At 68.6% G+C, this 20,611-nt stretch carries 23 protein-coding genes; 11 read left to right on the top strand and 12 right to left on the bottom strand.

The window, feature by feature from the left end:
- The first annotated feature begins 33 nt into the window (after positions 1 to 33).
- Complete coding sequence (gene dkgB, locus AC0IYU_RS19315; protein WP_472120176.1) at positions 34 to 861, top strand: 2,5-didehydrogluconate reductase DkgB; 828 nt, start codon at positions 34 to 36, stop codon at positions 859 to 861.
- A gap of 11 nt (positions 862 to 872) precedes the next feature.
- The gene (locus AC0IYU_RS19310; RefSeq protein ID WP_472120174.1) at positions 873 to 1,211 is read left to right on the top strand and encodes a MoaF-related domain-containing protein; all 339 of its coding nucleotides are present in this window, start codon (positions 873 to 875) and stop codon (positions 1,209 to 1,211) included.
- 39 nt (positions 1,212 to 1,250) lie between these two features.
- Here AC0IYU_RS19310 and AC0IYU_RS19305 read toward each other — a convergent pair whose 3' ends face one another.
- Positions 1,251 to 1,520 (bottom strand): hypothetical protein, encoded by a 270-nt coding sequence (locus tag AC0IYU_RS19305; RefSeq protein ID WP_472120172.1) that lies wholly within the window; start codon positions 1,518 to 1,520, stop codon positions 1,251 to 1,253.
- A gap of 146 nt (positions 1,521 to 1,666) precedes the next feature.
- Between AC0IYU_RS19305 and AC0IYU_RS19300 the strand changes: the two genes are divergently transcribed.
- Positions 1,667 to 2,449 carry a hypothetical protein gene (locus AC0IYU_RS19300; protein WP_472120170.1) on the top strand — a complete coding sequence of 261 codons (783 nt, stop codon included), beginning with the start codon at positions 1,667 to 1,669 and terminating at the stop codon, positions 2,447 to 2,449.
- Positions 2,450 to 2,465: 16 nt separating this feature from the next.
- Here AC0IYU_RS19300 and AC0IYU_RS19295 read toward each other — a convergent pair whose 3' ends face one another.
- The gene (locus AC0IYU_RS19295; protein WP_472120168.1) at positions 2,466 to 2,843 is read right to left on the bottom strand and encodes a hypothetical protein; all 378 of its coding nucleotides are present in this window, start codon (positions 2,841 to 2,843) and stop codon (positions 2,466 to 2,468) included.
- A 28-nt stretch (positions 2,844 to 2,871) separates the two neighbouring features.
- Positions 2,872 to 4,122 carry a YbfB/YjiJ family MFS transporter gene (locus AC0IYU_RS19290; RefSeq protein ID WP_472120166.1) on the bottom strand — a complete coding sequence of 417 codons (1,251 nt, stop codon included), beginning with the start codon at positions 4,120 to 4,122 and terminating at the stop codon, positions 2,872 to 2,874.
- Positions 4,123 to 4,222: 100 nt separating this feature from the next.
- Between AC0IYU_RS19290 and AC0IYU_RS19285 the strand changes: the two genes are divergently transcribed.
- The 3 genes from AC0IYU_RS19285 to AC0IYU_RS19275 all read left to right on the top strand — a co-directional run bounded on the left by AC0IYU_RS19285 (position 4,223) and on the right by AC0IYU_RS19275 (position 6,324).
- Complete coding sequence (locus tag AC0IYU_RS19285) at positions 4,223 to 5,203, top strand: LysR family transcriptional regulator (RefSeq protein WP_472120164.1); 981 nt, start codon at positions 4,223 to 4,225, stop codon at positions 5,201 to 5,203.
- Positions 5,204 to 5,327: 124 nt separating this feature from the next.
- Entirely contained in the window at positions 5,328 to 6,077 is a 750-nt protein-coding gene (locus AC0IYU_RS19280; protein ID WP_435486261.1) for an SDR family NAD(P)-dependent oxidoreductase, read from the top strand.
- A gap of 22 nt (positions 6,078 to 6,099) precedes the next feature.
- Positions 6,100 to 6,324, top strand: a complete 225-nt coding sequence (locus tag AC0IYU_RS19275) for a tautomerase family protein (RefSeq protein ID WP_472120162.1) — start codon at positions 6,100 to 6,102, stop codon at positions 6,322 to 6,324.
- A 9-nt stretch (positions 6,325 to 6,333) separates the two neighbouring features.
- Here AC0IYU_RS19275 and AC0IYU_RS19270 read toward each other — a convergent pair whose 3' ends face one another.
- The 8 genes from AC0IYU_RS19270 to AC0IYU_RS19235 all read right to left on the bottom strand — a co-directional run bounded on the left by AC0IYU_RS19270 (position 6,334) and on the right by AC0IYU_RS19235 (position 13,786).
- The gene (locus AC0IYU_RS19270; RefSeq protein ID WP_472120160.1) at positions 6,334 to 7,242 is read right to left on the bottom strand and encodes an amidohydrolase family protein; all 909 of its coding nucleotides are present in this window, start codon (positions 7,240 to 7,242) and stop codon (positions 6,334 to 6,336) included.
- Positions 7,243 to 7,394: 152 nt separating this feature from the next.
- Complete coding sequence (locus AC0IYU_RS19265; protein ID WP_116910600.1) at positions 7,395 to 7,652, bottom strand: hypothetical protein; 258 nt, start codon at positions 7,650 to 7,652, stop codon at positions 7,395 to 7,397.
- A gap of 119 nt (positions 7,653 to 7,771) precedes the next feature.
- On the bottom strand, positions 7,772 to 9,031 hold the full coding sequence (locus AC0IYU_RS19260; protein ID WP_472120158.1) for an alpha/beta hydrolase family protein: 1,260 nt from the start codon (positions 9,029 to 9,031) through the stop codon (positions 7,772 to 7,774).
- Positions 9,032 to 9,089: 58 nt separating this feature from the next.
- Positions 9,090 to 9,593 (bottom strand): nucleoside deaminase, encoded by a 504-nt coding sequence (locus AC0IYU_RS19255; protein ID WP_472120156.1) that lies wholly within the window; start codon positions 9,591 to 9,593, stop codon positions 9,090 to 9,092.
- Positions 9,594 to 9,599: 6 nt separating this feature from the next.
- The gene (locus AC0IYU_RS19250) at positions 9,600 to 10,841 is read right to left on the bottom strand and encodes a cyanate transporter (RefSeq protein ID WP_472120154.1); all 1,242 of its coding nucleotides are present in this window, start codon (positions 10,839 to 10,841) and stop codon (positions 9,600 to 9,602) included.
- Positions 10,842 to 10,867: 26 nt separating this feature from the next.
- Positions 10,868 to 12,070 carry an amidohydrolase family protein gene (locus AC0IYU_RS19245; RefSeq protein ID WP_472120152.1) on the bottom strand — a complete coding sequence of 401 codons (1,203 nt, stop codon included), beginning with the start codon at positions 12,068 to 12,070 and terminating at the stop codon, positions 10,868 to 10,870.
- A 34-nt stretch (positions 12,071 to 12,104) separates the two neighbouring features.
- The gene (locus AC0IYU_RS19240) at positions 12,105 to 13,580 is read right to left on the bottom strand and encodes a sodium:solute symporter family protein (RefSeq protein ID WP_472120150.1); all 1,476 of its coding nucleotides are present in this window, start codon (positions 13,578 to 13,580) and stop codon (positions 12,105 to 12,107) included.
- A complete protein-coding gene (locus tag AC0IYU_RS19235) occupies positions 13,577 to 13,786 on the bottom strand; it encodes a DUF3311 domain-containing protein (RefSeq protein ID WP_435438020.1) in 210 nt (69 codons plus the stop codon). The genes AC0IYU_RS19240 and AC0IYU_RS19235 overlap by 4 nt, the downstream gene beginning before the upstream one ends.
- A gap of 168 nt (positions 13,787 to 13,954) precedes the next feature.
- Between AC0IYU_RS19235 and AC0IYU_RS19230 the strand changes: the two genes are divergently transcribed.
- From AC0IYU_RS19230 to AC0IYU_RS19220, 3 genes are all read left to right on the top strand, one after another.
- Positions 13,955 to 14,725 (top strand): GntR family transcriptional regulator, encoded by a 771-nt coding sequence (locus AC0IYU_RS19230; protein ID WP_472120148.1) that lies wholly within the window; start codon positions 13,955 to 13,957, stop codon positions 14,723 to 14,725.
- A gap of 139 nt (positions 14,726 to 14,864) precedes the next feature.
- Positions 14,865 to 15,815, top strand: a complete 951-nt coding sequence (locus AC0IYU_RS19225) for a DMT family transporter (protein WP_472120146.1) — start codon at positions 14,865 to 14,867, stop codon at positions 15,813 to 15,815.
- Between the two features lie 50 nt (positions 15,816 to 15,865).
- Positions 15,866 to 16,696 carry a TorF family putative porin gene (locus AC0IYU_RS19220; protein WP_472120144.1) on the top strand — a complete coding sequence of 277 codons (831 nt, stop codon included), beginning with the start codon at positions 15,866 to 15,868 and terminating at the stop codon, positions 16,694 to 16,696.
- A gap of 46 nt (positions 16,697 to 16,742) precedes the next feature.
- Here AC0IYU_RS19220 and AC0IYU_RS19215 read toward each other — a convergent pair whose 3' ends face one another.
- Positions 16,743 to 17,780, bottom strand: coding sequence for a Bug family tripartite tricarboxylate transporter substrate binding protein (locus tag AC0IYU_RS19215; protein WP_472120142.1), 1,038 nt, complete (start codon positions 17,778 to 17,780; stop codon positions 16,743 to 16,745).
- 140 nt (positions 17,781 to 17,920) lie between these two features.
- Between AC0IYU_RS19215 and AC0IYU_RS19210 the strand changes: the two genes are divergently transcribed.
- Together AC0IYU_RS19210 and AC0IYU_RS19205 are read left to right on the top strand one after the other, a co-directional pair.
- Positions 17,921 to 19,603, top strand: coding sequence for an MBL fold metallo-hydrolase (locus tag AC0IYU_RS19210; protein ID WP_472120140.1), 1,683 nt, complete (start codon positions 17,921 to 17,923; stop codon positions 19,601 to 19,603).
- Positions 19,603 to 20,343: an RNA pseudouridine synthase gene (locus tag AC0IYU_RS19205; protein ID WP_472120138.1), complete on the top strand. Its 741-nt coding sequence runs from the start codon at positions 19,603 to 19,605 to the stop codon at positions 20,341 to 20,343. Before AC0IYU_RS19210 ends, AC0IYU_RS19205 begins: the two co-directional genes overlap by 1 nt.
- Positions 20,344 to 20,611 lie beyond the last annotated feature (268 nt).

Here is a 20,611-nt window from a genome sequence, read left to right as displayed (position 1 = left end):
TCATCTTTTTTTTTCAACGCACAAGGACAACACATGAACACGAACAACAACGCCCCCTCGCCTGTTCCGGCCTTCGGCCTCGGCACCTTCCGCCTGAAGGGCCAGGTGGTCATCGACTCGGTGAAGAACGGCCTGGACGTGGGCTACCGCGTGATCGACACGGCGCAGATCTACGGCAACGAAGCCGAGGTGGGCCAGGCCATCGCCGAAAGCGGCGTGGCCCGCAAAGACCTGTTCGTCACCACCAAGATCTGGACCGACAACTACGCCGCCGCCAAGCTGGTGCCCAGCCTGAAAGACAGCCTGGCCAAGCTGCGCACCGACCATGTGGACCTGACGCTGATTCACTGGCCCTCGCCCGGCAACGCGGTGCCGGTGGCCGAGTTCATGGGCGCGCTGGCCGAGGCCAAGGCGCAGGGGCTCACGAAGCACATCGGTGTGTCCAACTTCAACATCGCGCTCATGAAGGAAGCCATTGCCGCCGTGGGCGCGCAGAACATTGCCACCAACCAGATCGAGCTGCACCCCTACCTGCAGAACCGCAAGGTGGCGGCCTTCGCTGCGAGCCAGGGCATTCGCATCACTTCTTACATGACGCTGGCGTACGGCAAGGTGCTGAACGACCCGGTGGTCGAGGCCATTGCCAAGGCGCACGGCGCCACCGCCGCGCAGGTGGTGCTGGCGTGGGCGATGCAGCTGGGCTACGCGGTGATTCCGTCGTCCACCAAGCGCGCGAACCTCGAAGGCAACCTGAAGGCCCAGCAGCTGAAGCTGACGGACGCCGACATGGCGCAGATCGCCGCGCTCGACCGCAACGAGCGCCTCACCGACCCGGCCGGCCTGTCGCCGGCGTGGGACTGAGCGGCACTGCCATGAACAACGCCATGGCAAGCGCCTTGCCTTTCGCGGGTCGCACCTTCGAAGTGCGCTACGGCGACACGATGACCGCGCTGAACATCTACGCGGCCGACGACCAGACGATGCGCTACGAGGTCACGGCCGGCCCCTTCACCGGCGCGACCGCCGAGGTGCGCTACCAAAGCGAACAGCTCGCCCCCGGGCTCTACGCGCTCTCGTGGCAAGAGGCCGACAAGGGCACGGTGGTGCACGTCGACGACTTCGAGGCCGGGCAATCGCGCTCGTACTACACGACGGCCGGGCACGACTTCGTGCGCATGGCCGGCACCTTGCGCGAAGTGAAGGCGCCGTGATGCACACCACGCTGGAAGCGCTGGCTGAAGGCGCGGGGGTCAGCAGGCCGCTTCCGGCGTCTCGACCCCCTGCACGACAAAGAAGCGCTTCATGCCGTCGAGCGTGTCGAAGAAGCCCTTCTTCGATCGGCGCAGCGGCGTGCCGTCAAGCAGCCTGTAGCTGGTGGCGCCTCTGATCGCCGGGTACCGCTTCGAAATGCTCACGCGGTACAGGCACTCCGTGTACTCGAGCACGGTGGCTGTCTTGTCGCGCGCATCGACGACTTCGAAGCGGCCCGTCTCCTGCAGCACTGATTCATAGGTAGACATGGCTCCGTTTTCTGCATCGCGCGAAAACGAGAAAACTGCCAAAAGCGCAATGCTGGAGTAGGACAGTTGCGCATGTCTGGTGCCAGCCGCAGCCACGCCGCGGGGCTGTGCGACCATCGCCGGCCACCCTCCTGCGGAACACCTCGATGGACATCAAGTTTTGCGGCAACGGCGCCAACGCGAACCCCTCGCAGGGCCTGTGCGACGAGTACCGGTTGAGCGACATCGCCAGCCTTGACGAGCTGGCCGTGGCCCGCCGGCAGATTGCCGCCGACCACCCCGGCTGCACGCCGCTTTTTTCGCTCGACGACTTCGGCCAGGCGCGCTACACCTCCGGCCACGCGCGCATGAACATGGCGCTGGAGGACGTCGCCGGCCTCGACATTTCGGGCCTGCCCGCGGAGTGCTTCGAAGACGGCCAGTACCTGGGCTACCTGAACACGAAGGCGGAGTTCTTCATCTGCCTGCACAACTTTCGCAAGCACACGGCAACGGTCTCGTTCGACGACGCCTGCGCGCACGGGCTCACGCTGGACGACGAAGGGCTGCAGGAATGGATCGGCTACCAGAACGATCCGCTGTCGCTGCTCGACCAGCCGGTGTCGGCGCTGGTGGTGCCGGTCGCGCAACCGCATGAGGCGCTCGCGGCCTTTCCGAACGGCTACTTCACCTGCGACCTGAGCCCGGCGCTGAACTTTGCGGTGGCGCGCCATCTGCACAGCGCGCACGGCTATGAGCTGATCGGCGTGGGTGCGTCGTATCTCGGCTACCTGCGTGCGGCGCCGCCAGACGCGGCGGCAGCCAAGGCCATTGCGGCGGACCTGTGCGCGCTCTACAACGCGGACGACGAAGACCGGCAGGCACTGGCCGATGTGTTCACCCAGGCCATCGAAGGCCGAACGCACCTTTGGCTGCGTTACGTGGAGTGACCATTTCGCACCGGGCCTACCCCGCGGCGACCTGACCTTCCATCTCGCGGGGCATGGCTTGCGCAGCGGGCAGCGGGCACACGTTCAGCGAATCGCATGCGGCGCTCAGCGCGGCCGCGACCAGTTCCGGCGACTGGCGCAGCTCGGCAATGTCGCGCTCGCCGACGCAGTGGCCGTGCAGCCGCACGTAGATGCGTTTGAAGTCGCCGCCGAGGGCGTTGGCCACGTCGCTCAGGCACTCGGCGAGGGTGGCAAAGCCGCAGTCTTGGTACGAGCTGGGCGGTACTACCCCCTTGTAGCGGGGCGCGCGCACGGAATAGGCGTAAAACGCCCCCTCTTCCCGAAGCTCCACCACGGGCTGCAGGCTGCGTTGTGCTTCCCCTGTGCGTTCCATCGCCCCAGTCTACGTGCGGCACGCCGATTCACCGCACGCGGTGCAGCCTGCCGGCAACAAGGTCTGTAAGCAGTGCCAACACGAGGGCGCCCGCGCCCAGTGAGAAGAGCAACGCATGGTTACCACCCGAATGCCCGAGCAGCCACGACATGCCGTAGGCCGCGCTGGCCTGCAGCACGGCAAAGCCGGTGGTCGCGCGGCTCCAGGCCGCCTTCTGCAGCGACGGATGGTGCGCCAGCAGCTCCTGCACGCGGCCCAGCACCAGCGGCACGATGCCCGGCGTGAAGGCGCCGACAACCGCGCTGGAAACGATGAGCCCGCCGTGGCCGATGAGCCCCAGCGCAGGCAGCGCGAGCGCCACCGCCTGCACGCCGAACGCAATGCGCAGCGCGGCGCCGAAGCCGACGCGGTCGGCCAGGTAGCCGCTGAGCACCGGGCCCACGATGGCCCCCAGCCCGAACACCACCCAGTACTGCGCGCCGACCGCCAGCCCCTGCCCGAGGCCGCGCGCGACAAAGTCGACCAGAAAGATCATGTGCGGCACGAGGCCCACCGCGTTCAGCGCATAAGAGATCGTCAGCGTGCGCAGCGCGCCCTTGGCGACAGGCGGGCGCGAGACAGGCACATGTGCCGCACGCGCGGCAGGGGCAACAAGCGCCGCCTCCGACGCAGGCCAGCCGTGCCACGCGACCACCGTGAGCAGCAGCGCAAGCACGGCCAGCCCGACCCAGGTCGCCGAAAGGCCCTGGCGCAGCAGCAAGGGCACCAGCGTGCCGGAAGCCGCAATGCCCAGACCGATGCCCGCGAACACCATGCCGCTGGCCAGCCCGCGCTGCTGCGGCGTGACGTGCGCAAGCACGGTGGGCGCGGCCAGCACCATCAGCGCGCCGCCGGCAATGCCCGAGACCACGCGCCAGCCGAAGAACCATGCAAAGTCGATGGGCCATGCGCAGGCGAGCAGCGAGGCGGCCGTGGCCAGCATCATGGCGCGCAGCACGGTGCGCACCGGCCAGCGCGCCGACATGGGCCCGCCGAGCAACGCGCCCAGCAGGTAGCCCACGAGGTTGGCCGCGCCGAGGTAAGTGGCGGCCGAGGCATTGAACCAGTGCGCCTCGATGATGGCCGGCAGCAAGGGCGTGTAGCCGAAGCGCGCCAGCCCCAGCCCCACCAGCGTGGCGCAAAAGCCCGCGAGGATGGCGCGCCACGGCGGCGCGGCGCGATGCAGCTGGTGCGGGACAGTCACCGTATCGGCGGCGGCAATGCGCGGGCCTGCGGCCATGGAAGCTCTCCAGTGAATCGATGCTTCGATGCTATGGATTGCCGCCCTGCGAGTGAATCCCTATGCTTGGGCATTCAGTATTTCGGAACAAGGAAGAATCGTGGACCGCATCGACGCCATGAAGGTCTTCGTCGCAGCGCTGGCCGAAGGCAGCCTGGCCGGCGCGGGACGCAAATTGGGCAAGTCGCCCGCCGCGGTGAGCCGCGCCATCGCGTTTCTTGAAACGCATGTGGGCGCCGAGCTGCTGCACCGCACGACGCGCTCCATTCGCCTGAGCGACGCAGGCGAGCGCTATGCGGTGGCGTGCCGGCGCATTCTCACCGACCTGGAAGAAGCCGACATCGCCGCCGCAGGCGAACGCTCGGCCCCGCGCGGCCGGCTGACGGTAACGGCGGCGGTGGCGGTCGGCGAGGCGCTGCTGCGGCCCATCCTCGACGAGTTCATGAACGCGCACCCCACCGTGTCGGTGCGCCTGCACCTGCTCGACCGGCCGGCCAACCTGATCGACGAGGGCATCGACGTGGCGCTGCGCATTGCGCACCTGGCCGACTCCACGCTGGTGGCACTGCCGGTGGGCGAGGTGCGCCGCGTGGTGACGGCGTCGCCGCGCTACCTGGCGCGGCACCCGCGCATCGAACAGCCGGCGGACCTGGCGCAGCACCAGGTGGTGGCCATGACGCACTTCGGCATCGACTCGTGGAGCTTCACGCCGCAAGCGGGCTCCACCATGCCGCGCACGGTGCAGTTCGCGCCGCGCTTCGTCGTCAACAGCCTGCGCGCGGCGGTGGCCTCGGCGGCCGAAGGGCGCGGCGTGCTGCGCTCGTTCTCGTACCACGTGGCCGACGAGGTGGCGGAAGGTCGGCTGCGCATCATCCTGGCCGGCGACGAGGCGCCGCCGCTGCCGGTGCACCTGGTGTCGCCGCACGGGCGGCTGTCGGTGCCCAAGGTGCGGGCCTTCGTCGACTTTGCGTTGCCCAAGCTGCGCGCGGGCTTCGCGGCGTGGAGCGAGGCTTGTGCGCCCAAGGCCAAGGCTGTGCCGAAGGCCAGGACCAAGACGGTTTCCAAGCCGCGGCGCGGCTGATTCGCTCGCTGCACGGAAGAGTGTTTGCCGAACGTCGGGCATTCACTCTTTGCGCGGCTGAATCCACACTTCCTTCCACGACGGCGCCGCATGTCGCGGCCCGCTAATCGGAAGGAAACTCATCATGACTGCACAGAACCCCAAGGGCGGCCAGACCGCCGTCGTCACCGGCGCCAGCAGCGGCATCGGCTTCGCCATCGCCCGCCGCCTGCTCGCCGACGGCTGGAACGTGGTCGGCAATGCGCGCAGCGACGCGCGGCTGCAGGAGGCCGCGCGCCAGCTGAACGCCGGCGACCGCTTTGCCGGCGTGGCCGGCGACATTGCCGACCCGCGCACCGCGCAGGCGCTGGTCGACCATGCCGTGGCGCGCTTCGGGGCTGTCGATGCGCTGGTCAACAACGCGGGCGTGTTCCTGCCCAAGCCCTTCATCGACTTCACGCCCGAGGAAATCGAAGAGCAGATCGCCATCAACGTGAAGGGCACCATCTTCGCGTCGCAAGCGGCGGCGCGGCAGATGGTGGCGCGCGGCTCGGGCGCCATCGTGAACATCACGGCGTCGATCGCGCTGCAGCCGCGCAGCAACGTACCGGCCTTCATGGCGGTGCTGCTCAAGGGCGGGCTGAACGCCGCCACGCGTGCGCTGGCGCTCGAACTGGCGCCGCACGGCGTGCGCGTGAACGCGGTGGCGCCCGGCATCATCGACAGCCCGATGCACCCGGCCGAGTCGCACGCGTTCCTGAAGACGCTGCAGCCCACCGGTCGCCTGGGCACGGTCGACGAAATTGCCGATGCGGTGCTCTACCTGGTGAACGCGGGCTTCACCAGCGGCGCGGTGCTGGCGGTCGACGGCGCCGCGGCGGCCGGCAACTTCTGAACCCGAGCGCAAGGAGACCACCATGCCCTACGTCAACGTACGCATCACGCGCGACGGTGTCACGCGCGAACAGAAGGCCACCGTGATCGCGGAAATTACCGACACGCTGCAGCGCGTGCTGGGCAAGAAGCCCGAGCTCACGCATGTGGTGATCGACGATATCGACACCGACAACTGGGGCTATGCCGGCGAAACGACAACCGTGGTTCGCGCGCGGGAAAGCGCGAACCGCAATGCCGAGCGGTAGCAGCCCCGCTCAGCGCAGGTCGAACAGCGCAGCCGCGTTGCCCCAGGCAATGCGCTGCGCCACGTCGGGCGGCAGGTCGCCCAGCCACACGCGGTAGCCGCGCATGATCTCGTCGTAGGCGCTCCAGCGCTGGTTGACCCAGGTGTCGGAGCCGACCAGAAAGCGCTCGGGGTACTTGAGGATGAGCGCGCGCCACTCGGGGCACAGCGTGCCGCCATCGCAGGTGAGCCCGGGGCGGTAAGACAGCTCGCCCATCAGCAGCGGGTAGCGCTCCAGCAGCGCCTGCACACGCTCGATGGGCGCGCCGCCGATGCCGGTGTGGGCCCAGATGAGGCGCAGGTTGCGGCCCTTCGACGGCGCGTTGGCCATCAGCAGGTCGATGGCCTCGTCGTCGACGTGCGCGAGCACCGCGAGCTGCTGGCGCTCGGCCAGCGCGATGAGCTTCTTGGCCACGGGGCCGTTGGCATTGGCGCTGTCGTACAGGTGGAACTCGCCCAGGCCGCGGTACGGCCCGCTCGGGGTGCCGCGGGCGAGCTCGGCCTGCACCATGTCGTAGATGGTGTCGTCGCGGAACCAGTTGCTGTAGTCGTCGCGGTTGCGGTACAGGCGCACGAAGGGCACCACGGCCACGCCGGCGGCGCGTGCCTCCTTCGATGCGGCCAGGGTCTGCGTGCCCGCGTTGGGGCGCGAGTTGGCGACGATGGCCTTCACGTGGTTGCGCTGCATGCGCGCCAGGGCCTCGGCGGGCGGGTACGGCCCGGTGTTGCCGTCCCAGGCTTCCTGGTTGTAGTGCAGGTGGGTGTCGAACAGCGGGCCGGCGTAGCTGTTGCGCGCCGCAGGTGCTTGCGCAAATGCCTGCGACGCCAGGAACGAGGAGGCGGCCAGCAGCAAGGTGGCGAGGGTCGCAGGGGCGCTCATGGTGTCCTCGGGTGTTGGAGCTGGGATTATCTGGCGCCTGCATGCAGGCCATCGCCATACCCATTCACATCGAACACCCTGAGGCGCAACGGCAAAAGGCATGCTGCGCGAGGCAGCATGCCTTTCAGGTCAGGTCAGGAAGAGGCCGAAGCTCAGCCGGCGTTCTTCAGCGACTGCTTGGCCTTGTCGGCCGAGGCCTTCGAGCGGTTCTTGTGATAACCCGACTTGACGTTGTTCACGGCCTTGCCGACGGGACCGCTCTTCTTGGCCTTGCTGTCGGCCTGCTTTTCATCGATCTTGTGCTGGGCGGCGTCGGTCGCTTCGGAGGCGGCCTTGCCAATCTGGGCGCTGGCGGTGCCGGCTGCAAGCAGGGTGAGCGACGTGGCGATGGCGATCAGGGCTTTGTTCATTGAGCGGGTCCTCCAGTTGTTGAAATCAGCCTCGATGGTTGCACCGGCTTCAGCGCCGCCGTGTCAGCCGTGGCCGCGCATGGCGTGGCGGACAAGCCCGACAAAGGGCTCCGGGTCCTTCAGCGGATCGACCCCAGGTACGCATCGACAAACCCGCCCCAGAGCCGCTGCACGGTGTAGGTGCCGTGGCCGTCCAGCCCCTTCGGCGGCACCAACACCTCGAACGTCCCTTGCCCGCCGGCCGACTGGAATGCATTGAAGTTGCCCCGGCTGTGCGCGATGGGGTAGTACGGGTCTGCCTCTCCATAGAGCCAGAGCGTAGTCCCGGGGAAAGCGGCGCCGCGCTTGAACAGTTCGCCGTTCACCTTGACCGCGTCCGGGCATCCGGCGCCGATCCAGCCGCCGACGAAGTTGATCGCCCCCACCACCTCTTGCGGATGCAGCCCTGCATAGGCCGTCGCGAGAATCCCGCCGCGCGACACGCCGCCGATGACGACGCGCCGGGCGTCCACATCGCTGCGCTGCCGGATGTGCGCCATGGCCACCTGCATGTCTGCCAGCGCGCGGTCGAAACCGGGCAGCGACAGCGCGGCCTGGCATGAATAGCGCGAGCGGTCTGCTTCGAAGCCCTCGTCGTACAACCCTTCCGAGTGACCCCGGCCGCGGCGCTGCGGATAGACGACCTGCCAGCCGCGCGCGACAAAGAACGCGCTCACCTCGGGGCTGACCCACGTCAACCCGAACCATTCCGGGCGATTGCCCATGCCGGTCGATCCGTGGTTCATGACCAGGGTGGGAAAGGGTCCGTCGCCTTCGGGCCGGTGCACGACCATCTCGAGGCGCACGGGCTTGCCGTTCTCGGTGAACGGGGTGTCCAGCCATTCGACGCGGCGCACATAGGCAGGCGGGCGCCGCGACAGCACGCCCACGGACAGCAGCTGCGACTCCGGCCGCCACACGCCCATTTCCATGTCGCCGTCCTTGCGCAGGCGCAGCACGAGCTTGGCGCCCGTCTTCAGCCGGACGTGGAGTTCGTCTTTCTCGAAGCGGCCGGGGGCTTCGTCGACCACCGTCTGCAGCGGGCTCGCAGCCACATAGGTGACCGTCGCGCCCGTGGCGGAGAGGTCGCGAATGGCGATCTTGACGTCGCAACCCGCGCCGCGACAGGCCCAGCCGCGCCAGATGCCGCTCCACTGCGCGACCTCGGCCGGCGCGGTGGTGTCCTCGGCCAGCGCGGCCACCTGCGGCGGCAACTCGGCCGCCACGGCACTTTCTGACACGGCGCGCGGAAGATCGCCGATGTAGCTGGGCCAGGCCGTCTGGGCCGATGCGGCCATGCAGACGCCGAGCAGGAACGCAGCCAAGAACAATCGCTTCACCAGGATCTCCCGAAGTTTTTCGGGCGATTGAATCACACGCGGGGCCGCAGCCGCCGGGTCAGCCTGCCGGGCGAGCGCGGCGCGTGGCCGCCCAGTCCGAAAGAATCTGCACCGCCTCCGCAGCCAGCTTCTGCTCGGCAGGCAAGCTGCGGCCTTCCAGCGCGGCACCCGCTTCGATGCGCAGCACCTCGACATCGATCGGATGGCGCGCCGCCACGCTCACGCCCTCGAACGCCTCGCCCGACTGCGCGAGCGACGCCGCGTAGTACAGCTTGCCGATGCCCGCGATGTGCATGGCCGCCACGCACATGGCGCAGGGCTCGCACGAGGTGTACAGCTCGCAGCCCGCGAGGCTGACCGTGCCCAGCTTGCGGCAGGCATCGCGAATGGCTTCGACCTCGCCGTGCGAGGTGGGGTCGGCGTGCGCGACGGAGTGGTTGAAGCCCTCGCCGACGATGGCGCCGTCCTTCACGACGACGGCGCCGAAGGGCTCGGTGCCGGGCTCAGTCAACGCCATGGCCGAGAGGGCCAGCGCGCGCTGCATGAATGGCTGGTGGTACATGAGGGGTCAGGCCTTTCCTGCGCTGTCGAGCGCGTTGAGCGGTTGCAATGCATGGGGCGCCTGCGGTGCGAAGAGCCCGGCCATGGCCGCAGCGTAGCGGCGCGGGTCGAAGCACAGCATGAGCGGCAGCAGCACCACGACCACCACCGCCAGGTACGCCCATGCGAGCGTGAAGCCGCCCGTGTGCTCGCGCACCCAGCCGGTGACGAAGGGCGCGAGCGCCGCAATCATGAAGCCCACGCCCTGCATGAAGCCCGCGAGCGCGCCAGCCTGCGCCGGGTCGCCCAGGTGGTCGAGCGCCAGCACCATGCACAGCGCAAAGGCACCGCCCAGGCCGAAGCCCAGCACGACGGCGATGGCCGGTGCAGGCACGGGCGCCTCGAACGTGAGCGCGGCAAAGCCCGCGAGCTGCGCGAGCAGCGTGAGCACCAGCCAGGGCCGCATGTCGCGCCCCCGGCTGCGCGCGATGGCCGGCATGGCCAGCGCGGCCACCACCTGCGCGAGCGTCATCAGCGCGAGCACCGAGCCGCCCTGCTGCGCGCTCCAGCCCTGCTGGGCATAGAAGTGCGGCAGCCATGCGACCAGGCTGGTGTAGCCGCCGTTGATGAGGCCGAAGCACACGGCCAGCAGCCATGTGCGGCGGTTGCCGAAGCAGCGCAGCCACGAGAGGTTCTGTCGCGGTGCGTCGGCGGTGAACTGCATGCGCCGCATGTTCAGCCAGTACAGCAGCGCGAAGGTGGCGAGCAGGGCCCAGATGGCCAGGCCCGCGTGCCAGTCGGGCTGCGCGCCGCCGAACGCGTGCGCCACCCACGGACTGGCCAAGGCGCCGAGCCCGCCGCCGCCCATGATGGCGGCGGAGTACAGGCCCGTCATCACGCCGATGCGCGCCGGGTAGGCCTGCTTGACCACGCCGGGCATCAGCGCCTGGACGAGGCCGACGCCCGCGCCCGCGAGCGCCGCGCTCCACAGCAAGGCCGCTGCGCCACCCGCCACATAGCGGCTCGCGCAGGCGACAGCGATGGCGGCCAGGCCGGCCGCAATGCCGGCACGCGCACCCATGCGCTGGCCCACGGCCGCGCCGACCAGCGACATGGCGCCCATCGCGAACATCGGCAGCACCGTGAGCAGGGCCACGGCGTGAAAGCTGATGCCCGTGGCCTGCCGGATGGCCGCCAGCAGCGGGCTGCTCGACGTGAGAAAGGCGCGCAGGTTCAGCGCCACCAGCACGATGACGACGGCGAAGGCCATGCCGCCATCACGGCTGCTTCTGGCGCTCACAAGGCGGCCACGTCCGCCTGCAGCACACCGTTGCGCGCCACGATGCGCCCGCCCGACACCACCAGCCGGCGCACGGGGCGCGACACCACGGCCTGCGCGACGGTCTGCGCGTCGAGCAGCACCAGGTCGGCGCGGTTGCCGGGCACCAGCCCGTAGGCCTCGAAGCCGCAGCCGCGCGCGCCGGAGTGCGTGACGGTGTCCAGCGCCACTTCGATCTCGTCGTCGCGGCGCAGGTTGTAGCGCAGGCCGATGATCATGGCGCGCTCGAGCATGTCGGGGTTGCCGTACGGCGACCAGGTGTCGCGGATGCCGTCGTTGCCGCCGAGCACGGTCACGCCGGCCTGGCGGCAGGCCATGAGCGGCGGCACGCTGCGCGAAGGCGGCGCGCTGGTGACCAGCACCACGCCCAGCTTCGCCATGCGCGCGAGCAACGCTTCGCGCTCGCGCTCGCTCACGTCGCCCAGGCAGAAGCCGTGGCTGATCGCCACCCGGCCCTGCATGCCCAGCGCCTCGGTGCGCTGCAGGATCAGGTCGAGCGAAAACGCGCCCATGGCGCCGGGCTCGTGCAGGTGGATGTCCAGCGGGCGCTGGTGCTTGTGGGCGATGCCGAACAGCACGTCGAGCGACTTCACCGGGTCGCCGTCGATGGCGCAGGGGTCGAGGCCGCCGAGCACGTCGGCGCCCATGGCGAGCGACGCATCGAGCAGCTCGGCCGTGCCGGGCCGGCCCAGCAGGCCCGACTGCGGAAAGGCCACGACCTGTATCTGCTGCACCTCGCGCAGCGCCTCGCGCGTGCGCAGCGTGCCTTCGAGGTGGCGCAGGCCGGCCTGCGTGTCGACGTCGACGTGCGTGCGCAGCCGCGTGGTGCCCAGCGCGAGAAAGGCCTTGGCCAGCACCAGCGACTGCACGGCGGCGTCGTGGCCGCTGGCGTGGCGGAAGGCGCGCTCGTTGTCGATCTTGTCGGTGAGGTTGGTTCCGACCTCGTTGCGGTACCAGTCCATGCCCCACAGGGTCTTGTCGAGGTGGGTGTGGCCTTCGACCAGGCCGGGCAGCAGCAAGGCGCCCTGCCCGTCTTCGACGGTGGCGCCGGCAGGTGCGGCCAGCCCCGCGCCCAGCTCGGCGATGCGGCCGTCTTGCACGCGCACGTCGGTGGCGGCACCGCCCATGGGGCGCACGTTGCGGATCAGGAGCGAGGACATGGGTTGTGTTCTTTCAAGGACATCGAACGGCGGATCAGGCCGGTTGTGCGGAAACGGTGCGCGGCACGATGCGCGCCGTGAACAGCGCGACGATCACGAACACCAGCGCATTGGTCGCCAGCGCCACCAGCCCGGTGTTGAGCGACTTGAACACCACCGGCGCCGCGGGGAACAGCGTACCCAGGTTCGAGCCCGTCGTCATCATGAAACCCAGCACCGCGCCGCCCGCCAGGATGCCCGCGAAGGCCGCGTGCTTGTTGCCGAAGGGCTTCTTCATGAGGCTGAACAGCAGCGAGGGCAACAGCTGCGTGAGCAGGCTGGACGCGAAGATGGCCACGGCCACGATGGTGGTGCCGCCGCGCAGCACGAAGTACACCGCCACCAGCGCGAACAGCGGCAGCACGCCGCGTGCCACGCGCGACACCTGCTTGTCGGTCGCGTTGTGGGCGAAGCCTTCCTTGTAGACGTTCTTGCCGATCACGGTCGATGCGGTCAGCAGGATCATGGAGCCCGGCACCAGCGCCGTGAGCACGCCCGTGCCGCCGATGACGCCGACGAACCACGGGTCGAAGGTGTGCTTCACCAGGCCGAACAGGGCCAGGTCGACCTCGGAGCCCTTCAGGCCCGGCACCTGCAGGATGGCCGCGAAGCCCACCAGGAACAGGAAGGCGATGACCACCTGGTACAGCGGCATCAGGATGGTATTGCGGCGCACCGCGCTCGCGCTCTTGGCCGCGTACACCGAGGTGAGGTTGAACGGGTACAGGTAGTAGCCCAGCGCCGTGAGCAGCACGGTCGAGTTGTACCAGGTGAGGTTCAGGCCCTCCTTGGGGAACTCGAAGAAGCTCGGGTTGGCGGCATGGATGGCCGTGAACATGGGCGTGACGCCGCCGTAGTAGTGCCACGGCAGGTAGATGCCGAGGAACACAGCGAGCGCGAGGATGAGCACGTCTTTCACGATGGCGATGCTGGCCGAGCCGTGGATGCCCGAGAACAGGATGTAGCTCACCATGACCACGGTGCCGATCCAGATGGCCACCTGCGGCGCGATGGTGCCGTACGAGGCCTCCGACACGATGATGCCCAGGCCGCGCAGCTGGATGGTCAGCAGCGCCACCATGCCCATGAGCGCCACCACGGACACCAGCACGCCGAGCGGGCGGCTGTTGTACTTGTGCGCGAAGAAGTCCGAGAACGACACCAGCTTGTGCGTGGTCGCGTAGCGCCACACGGCCGGCAGCATCCAGAAGGCCATGAGGTAGGCCAGCCCGCCGTAGGCCAGGATGTAGAAGGCGGGCGTGCCCTTGCTGTACGACCAGCCGCTCGCGCCCAGGAAGGTGAAGGTGGAGAACGACTCGCCCGCCATCAGCAGGAACACCATGATGGCGCCCAGCCCGCGCCCGCCGAGCGCCCATTGCTCCAGGCTCATGGTGCGCCCGCGCCGCGCGAGCACCGCGAGGCCCAGTGCGCCGATGACGAACAGCGCAATCACTGCCAGCGCGGCGTTCATTGCGTGCCTCCCGCTGCGGGTGCGTCGATGTCACCTTCGGCGCGGTCGATGACCACCATGATCAGCGAGGTCAGCACCAGCCAACTGACGTTCCACACCATCAGGAAGGGCATGCCGAGCACGAAGGTGGGCGCGACGGACGAGAGCCACCCGCCGCTGAAAAAAGCGACGACGGGCAGCGCGGCCAGCCATTTGACGGATTTCATCGGGGAGCCTCGATTCCAGGTTTGGTTGAGAGTTGAATTCTTTTTTGGTTGACCATACATATTTATTTTGGTTAACCAAACTGGGCGAATGGTACGGAGCCGAGCCGCCTGCGTCAATCCGGGGGATTTCCCGGAGGCGACAGGGCGCGGGCAATAATCGCCACGCCTATGCCTTCCACCGCACGCAAATCACCCGCCCCCACCGAACCGCCGCAGCCCTCGGACGCCGACGACGCGAACGTGGACGAGCGCGTCTACGCCGCCGTCTCCAAGGCCCTGCTGAGCGGCAAGCTGCGCCCCGGCACGCCACTGCGCGAGCGCGCCCTGGCCGAGGCGCTGGGCTGCACGCGCGGCGCGGTGCGCAAGGCGCTGGCGCGGCTGGGGTCTGAAAAGCGGCTGGTGCTGGAGCACAACCGCGGCGCCTTCGTGCCCAACCCGTCGATAGCGGACATGCGCGGCATCTACCGCGCGCGGCGCATCGTGGAGGCCGGGCTCATCACCACGCTGTTCGGGCAGCTCGCGCGCGAGCAGGTGGCCGCGCTGCGCAAGCACGTGCAGGCGGAGCAGAAGGCGTTCAAGGAAGGGCGGCGCGAAGACTCGATTCGCCTGGCGGGCGACTTCCACCTGCTGCTGGCGCAGATGGCGGGCAGCGACGAGCTGCTGTCGTACATCCAGCGGCTGATTTCGAACACCGAGCTGTACAAGGCGCTGTACGACTCGGCCGAGGCCGCGAGCTGCGCGCCGCGCGAGCATGAACAGATCATCGAGGCGCTCACCGGCAAGTCGCTGGACAAGGCCCTCGCGATGGCGCTGGAGCACCTCGACGAACTGGAGCAGCGCGTGATTGCCGGCGCGGCGGCCGAGCAGGAGGTGGACCTGGCGGCGCTGTTGAACGGCAGTGCGCCGGCACGCAGCCACGGGTACGATCACAGCCACTGAGGCGTTCAGGTTTCGCACGCAGGCGGAGCCTGCATCTTCGAAGGCCGGCGGAGCCTGCATCTTCGAAGGCCGGCGAAGCCTGCACGTTTCGCTCGGCGGCGAAGTGTCGGCAGGCCGGTCTCGCGAAGATCGGCGCACCATGCACACCACCTCCGCCGCCGCCGCTTCAGGCAAACCCCACGCCCCCGCCCTCGAATGGGCGCTGCTCGCGGTACTCGCGACCTGCTGGGGCGCTTCGTACACCTTCATCAAGATCGGCGTGGCGACGATTCCGCCGGTCACGCTGATCGCGGCACGCACCCTTGTCGCTGGCCTGCTGCTGCTCGCGGTGCTGCGCATGCGCGGCGTGCGCCTGCCCAGGGACGCTGCCACATGGCGGCGCTTCGTGCTGCAGGCCTGCCTGAACAGCGTGCTGCCGTTCACGCTGATCGCGTGGGCCGAACGCAGCGTCGACGCGGGGCTGGCGACCATCCTCAACTCGACCTCGCCGATCTTCATCTTCCTGCTGGGGCTGGGCGTGGGCGGCTCGGAGAAGCCCACGCTGCGCCGGTTGTTCGGCGTGGGCGCGGGGCTGGCGGGCATCTGCCTGATCGTGGGGTTCGAGGCGCTGCACGGGCTCGGGCATTCGCTGCTCGCGCAACTCGCTCTGGTGGTGGCCGCCGTCTGCTACGGCTGCGCCGCGATGTTCGGCCGCGTGTTCAAGGGGCTGGACCCGATGGTGCCCGCGGCCGGCTCGCTGCTGAGCGGGGCGGCGCTGCTGCTGCCCGCGAGCCTGCTGATCGACAGGCCCTGGACGCTGTCTCCTTCGGCCGAATCGATGCTGGCGGTGCTGGCGCTGGCGGTGCTGTCGACGGCGCTGGCCTTCACGATCTACTTCCGGCTCATCAAGACACTGGGGCCGATGTCCACCGCTGCGCAGGCTTACCTGCGCGTGCCCATCGGCGTGGTAATTGGCGTGGTGTTCCTGGGCGAGACACTGGCGGCCACGGCGTGGGCCGGGCTGGCGTGCGTGGTGGCCGGCGTCATCGCGATGACGATGCCCGAGGCAAAACTTTTGCGCCGAAGGCTTCGATTTTTACGCGGCTTTTAGACGCTCGCTCCTACGCTGCCGGCTCCTCCATCCGTTAGCGAATTCTTTCGATGAAACACCTCCTTCGCATCGCCTTGCCGGTGCTCGTTCTCCCCACCCTTGCCGCCCTGCCGATGCTCGCGAACGCGCAGCTCACGGGCAACGTGGCGCTCACCACCGACTACAAGTTCCGCGGCCAGGACCAGGACATGCTGGGCAAGAACGACTACGCGAAGACGAGCGCCTTCAAGCCCGCCATACAGGGTGGCTTCGACTACGCCTTCGGCGACAGCGGCTTCTACGTGGGCAACTGGAATTCGAGCGTCAACTGGCTCAAGGGCAACAGCCTGGAGAGCGACATCTACGGCGGCTACAAGTTCAAGGCCGGCCCGTTCGACATGGACGTGGGCGCGCTCACCTACATCTACCCGGGCAACTCGTCGGGCAACACCACGGAGCTGTACGGCAGCGCGGGCTACACCGACGAGGCCATCGGCTCGTTCACGCTGAAGTACTCGCACACGGTGTCGAAGGACTACTTCGGCTACGCGGGCAACAAGGCCGGCTCGGGCCTGAAGGGCACGAACACCGGTTACCTGAACCTGGCGTACAGCAAGGAGATTCTTCCCAAGGTCACACTGAAGGCGGCGGTCGGCTACACGAACATGTCGAGCGACATTCGCAGCCTGGGCTACAAGAGCTATGTGGACTACAACGTGGGCGCGTCGTACGACTTCGGCAACGGCCTGTCCTTGGCCGGGTCGGTGCAAGGTGCGAACAAGCAGAGCGCTTATCTAGCGGTGAGCAACCCCGGTGTGGACCTGGGGTTCGGCGCTTTCGGCCGCCAGACCTACTCGCCCAACAAGGCGCGCTTCATCCTGACGCTGACGAAGACGCTGTAGCCCTGGCGACGGCCCGTGCACCGGCGCCGAACAACGGCGCCGCAAATCAATCGATGCTGATGTTCGCCGCCTTGGCGACCTCGGCCCACTTCACCCGGTTGTCGTGCACGGTCTTCTTGAACTGTGCCGGCGTCTCGATGCGCACGGTGTTGCCCTGGCTCTCGAAGCGCTCGCGGATCTCGGGGGTTTCCAGCACCGCCTTCACCGCGGCGTTGAGCTTGTCGACGATCTGCGGGTCGGTGCCCTTGGGCGCGAAGATGCCGAACCAGATCGAGCTGTCGAAGCCCTTGGTGCCCGGCAGGCCGCTGGAAGCGATGGTCGGCACCTCCTTCACGGCCGGCACCGGCGTGGCGGTGGTCACGCCCAGCAGGCGCACCTTGCCCGCCTTGTAGTGCGGCAGCACCGTCTGCACCTGGTTCATGATGCAGCAGGTCTCGCCGCGCACCACCGACGTGATGGCCTCAGGGCCGCCCTTGTAGGGCACGTGCACCATGCTCAGCCCCAGGCGCGAATTGAACTCGGCAAACGCCATGTGCGTGCCCGCGCCATTGCCTGTAGACGCATAGTTGTACTTGCCCGGGTTGGCCTTGACCAGCTCGACGAATTCCTTCAAGGTCTTGACGTTGATCACGTCCGGATTGATGGTGAGCACGTTCGACACGTCGAGCACCGGCGCCACCGCGATGAAGTCGGCCTCCACGTCGAAGGGCAGCTTCTTGTACAGCGCGGCGTTGCTGCCATGCGTGGCGGCGGTGCCGAACGCGAGCGTGTAGCCGTCGGGCTTGGCGTGGGCCACGTAGTCGCTGGCGATGTTGCCGGCAGCGCCCGACTTGTAGTCGATGATGACCGGGCGGCCCAGCTGCTTCGACAGCGGCTCCTGAATGGCGCGGGCCACCACGTCGACGCCCGAGCCGGCCGGGAAGCCCATGATCAGCGTGACGGGTTGCTGGGGCCAGTCTTGCTGGGCGAAGGCAGCCGGCACAGCGAGCGATGCCGCGGCGAGCAGCACGGCGCGGCGGGCAAGGCCTGCGCAACGGGCCCAATGGGCCCAGTGGGCAAAAGCAGAGGAACGAGAATAGGCCATGTCAGTCTTTCTTCGGAGCAGGCGGTGCAAATCGCGAAAGAGCGAATTGTGGAGCGCGGCTCATGCCCGTTTCCCCATGAGCTTATGCACGCGGCCTGCCGTTTCAAGCACCTGCCGCGCCCGCTCCCCATAATCTCCCCATGGTCCGCCCCACCCAACAACTCCACCCCCATCGCGAGCCCGCGACGGTGCGCGCAGCCGCCACCGTGCTGCTGCTGCGCGACACCGACGCCGGCTTCGAAGTGCTCATGACGCGCCGCTCGGCCACCGCCAGCTTCGCACCCGGCGCCTATGTGTTTCCCGGTGGCCACATCGACGCGGCCGACGAAGCCGCCAAGCGCATCGCCACGCGCCGCTCCACGCAAAGCCGCGTGCAGCGCACGCAGGCCATCGCGGCCATTCGCGAGGCCTTCGAAGAGCTGGGCGTGCTGCTCGCGCGCCATGCCGACGGCCGCCCCGTGAGCGCCGACGACATCGCCGCGATGGACCGCAACGACACCGCGGGCACCGCCTTCGCCGACCAGTGCGCGGCACGCGGCCTGGTGCTCGATTCGGACCAGGTGTTCACCTTCGCGCACTGGATCACCGACCGCGACCTGCCCCGCCGCTTCGACGTGCCCTTCCTGGTCGCGCGCATGCCCGAAGGCCAGGTGCCCTCGGCCGACGAAAGCGAACAGTTTGAGCCCTGCTGGGTGCGCCCGGCCGACGCGCTCGCGCGCCATGCGGCAGGCACCTTCTTCATGATCTTCCCGACCGTGCGCACGCTGCAGCGCATGGCGGCGTACACCACGGTCGATTCGGTGCTCGCGGCCTGCGCGCCCGGCGGCGCCGGCGGCGCAGGCGAGGGGCCGCTGTGGACCAGCTGCCCGCGCGGCGGCTTGCTGAAAGGCCAGGACGTGCGCTACATGGAGCACGAGCAACCCTTCGGAGAGCTCGCGCTGGTGTGCCCCGACGGCCAGATGCTGCACACGCTCGACTGGCAGAGCGAGCAGCCGGTGCCGCTGCTGAAGAACGTGATGCGCCTCACCGCGCCCAACCCGAGCGCCATGACCGGGCCTGGCACCAACACCTACATCGTGGGCGATGCGGCCACGGGCTACATCGTGATCGACCCGGGCCCGAACGACTTCGACCACATCGGCCGGCTGTGGCGCGCCACGCACGGCGATGTGCGCACGATCGTGTGCACGCATTCGCATGCCGACCACTCGCCGGGCGCGGCGCCGCTGCAGGCGCTGTGCAAGGACACGAAGCCGCCGATCCTGGGCCTGTCGTCCGCGCCGACCGCGCGCTCGTCCGCGCGCTTCGTCGCCGAGCGCGAACTGCAGGACGGCGAGCGGCTGGTGCTGTCGGGCACCGCGCCGGAAGGCAACCCGCCGACCCACACCCTGCGCGTGATCCACACCCCCGGCCACGCGGCCAACCACCTGTGCCTGGTGCTCGAGGAAGACGGCCTGCTGTTCTCCGGCGATCACATCCTCAACGGCAGCACCACGGTGGTCGACCCGCCCGACGGCGACATGACGGCCTACCTCGATTCGCTGGACACGCTCGATGCGGCCTGCGAGGCGGGGCACGTCGAATTCATCTTGCCCGCGCACGGCTACGTGATCGGCGTTGCGCGCACCGCCATCGGCATGCTGAAGGCGCACCGCCTGAAGCGCGAAGCCAAGATTGCCGCGGCCATGCGCAAGCTGCCCGACGGCACGCCCGAACAATGGCTGCCCATCGCCTACGACGATGTGCCCGAGCGCATGTGGCCGGTGGCCGCCCGCTCGCTGGCTGCGCATGTGGCGCGCATCCGGCAACTGACTGCAACTTGATGAACAAGAACGACCACAAGAACTCCCCCCGAAACGACGGCGCCGACGAAGGCATCCGCCTGGCCAAGCGCGTGGCCGCATTGGCCGGCGTGTCGCGCCGCGAAGCCGAACTGCTGATCGAGAACGGCGCGGTGCGCGTGGACGGCGTGCAGCAGATGCTGCCGCAGTCGCGCGTGCTGGCGCACCAGCAGGTCGAGATTGCCGCGGGTGCGAAGCCCGAGCCCATCGTGCCTGTCACATTGCTGCTGTACAAGCCTGCAGGCATGCCGACCGACAACGCACACCGCCTGCTGGTGGCCGCGAACCACCACGAACCCGAACGCGCCGGCCAGCGATTCCTGGCGGTGCACACCAAGGGGCAGCGCTGCATGACGCCGCTGGAAACCGGCGCCAGCGGCCTGGTGGCGTACACGCAGGAGTTCCGCATCGAACGCAAGCTGCAGGAAGACGCGGGCATCCTCGAACACGAGGTGATGGTGGACGTGGCCGGCCAGGTGAGCCCCGAGACACTGGCGCGGATGGAGCGCTCGCCCGCCCGCGTGAGCATCGGCCGCCAGAGCGACGAACAGACCGGCCTGCGCTTTGCGCTGAAGGGCGCGCAGCCGGGGCAGATTGCGCACATCTGCGACAACGTGGAGCTGCGCATCCTGGCGATGCGGCGCATCCGCATCGGACGCGTGCCGCTGGCGGGGCTGCAGCCCGGCCAGTGGCGCTACCTGGCGCCCGACGAGCGCTTCTGAAACTCTTCGGGCTCGTTCGGGGCGCTTTCGGGCCCCTCGGGCTCGTGGGGCTCCTCGGGCTTTTTCGAATTCTTCTGACAAGGGACGACAACAACGATGCATCTACGCGCTGCCCTCGCCTGCTCCATGCCCCTGGCCCTGGTAACGGGCTGCTCGTTCTTTCCGCTCTTCGAGCCCACCCCGCCGCCCGCACCTGTCTCTTATACACATCTGACGCTGCCGACGAAGCGCCACACGTGTAGATCTCGGTGGTCGCCGTATCATTAAA

This window comes from Variovorax sp. AC103, assembly GCF_979254005.1.
The sequence above is the reverse complement of the archived record's forward strand: the minus strand, read 5'-3'. Positions and strand labels throughout refer to the sequence as shown.

Coding starts and splice junctions, on each gene's coding strand:
- dkgB (WP_472120176.1), top strand. CDS start 34: ATGAACACGAACAACAACGCCCCCTCGCCTGTTCCGGCCTTCGGCCTC.
- AC0IYU_RS19310 (WP_472120174.1), top strand. CDS start 873: ATGAACAACGCCATGGCAAGCGCCTTGCCTTTCGCGGGTCGCACCTTC.
- AC0IYU_RS19305 (WP_472120172.1), bottom strand. CDS start 1,520: ATGTCTACCTATGAATCAGTGCTGCAGGAGACGGGCCGCTTCGAAGTC.
- AC0IYU_RS19300 (WP_472120170.1), top strand. CDS start 1,667: ATGGACATCAAGTTTTGCGGCAACGGCGCCAACGCGAACCCCTCGCAG.
- AC0IYU_RS19295 (WP_472120168.1), bottom strand. CDS start 2,843: ATGGAACGCACAGGGGAAGCACAACGCAGCCTGCAGCCCGTGGTGGAG.
- AC0IYU_RS19290 (WP_472120166.1), bottom strand. CDS start 4,122: ATGGCCGCAGGCCCGCGCATTGCCGCCGCCGATACGGTGACTGTCCCG.
- AC0IYU_RS19280 (WP_435486261.1), top strand. CDS start 5,328: ATGACTGCACAGAACCCCAAGGGCGGCCAGACCGCCGTCGTCACCGGC.
- AC0IYU_RS19275 (WP_472120162.1), top strand. CDS start 6,100: ATGCCCTACGTCAACGTACGCATCACGCGCGACGGTGTCACGCGCGAA.
- AC0IYU_RS19270 (WP_472120160.1), bottom strand. CDS start 7,242: ATGAGCGCCCCTGCGACCCTCGCCACCTTGCTGCTGGCCGCCTCCTCG.
- AC0IYU_RS19265 (WP_116910600.1), bottom strand. CDS start 7,652: ATGAACAAAGCCCTGATCGCCATCGCCACGTCGCTCACCCTGCTTGCA.
- AC0IYU_RS19255 (WP_472120156.1), bottom strand. CDS start 9,593: ATGTACCACCAGCCATTCATGCAGCGCGCGCTGGCCCTCTCGGCCATG.
- AC0IYU_RS19250 (WP_472120154.1), bottom strand. CDS start 10,841: ATGGCCTTCGCCGTCGTCATCGTGCTGGTGGCGCTGAACCTGCGCGCC.
- AC0IYU_RS19245 (WP_472120152.1), bottom strand. CDS start 12,070: ATGTCCTCGCTCCTGATCCGCAACGTGCGCCCCATGGGCGGTGCCGCC.
- AC0IYU_RS19240 (WP_472120150.1), bottom strand. CDS start 13,580: ATGAACGCCGCGCTGGCAGTGATTGCGCTGTTCGTCATCGGCGCACTG.
- AC0IYU_RS19235 (WP_435438020.1), bottom strand. CDS start 13,786: ATGAAATCCGTCAAATGGCTGGCCGCGCTGCCCGTCGTCGCTTTTTTC.
- AC0IYU_RS19230 (WP_472120148.1), top strand. CDS start 13,955: ATGCCTTCCACCGCACGCAAATCACCCGCCCCCACCGAACCGCCGCAG.
- AC0IYU_RS19225 (WP_472120146.1), top strand. CDS start 14,865: ATGCACACCACCTCCGCCGCCGCCGCTTCAGGCAAACCCCACGCCCCC.
- AC0IYU_RS19220 (WP_472120144.1), top strand. CDS start 15,866: ATGAAACACCTCCTTCGCATCGCCTTGCCGGTGCTCGTTCTCCCCACC.
- AC0IYU_RS19215 (WP_472120142.1), bottom strand. CDS start 17,780: ATGGCCTATTCTCGTTCCTCTGCTTTTGCCCACTGGGCCCATTGGGCC.
- AC0IYU_RS19210 (WP_472120140.1), top strand. CDS start 17,921: ATGGTCCGCCCCACCCAACAACTCCACCCCCATCGCGAGCCCGCGACG.
- AC0IYU_RS19205 (WP_472120138.1), top strand. CDS start 19,603: ATGAACAAGAACGACCACAAGAACTCCCCCCGAAACGACGGCGCCGAC.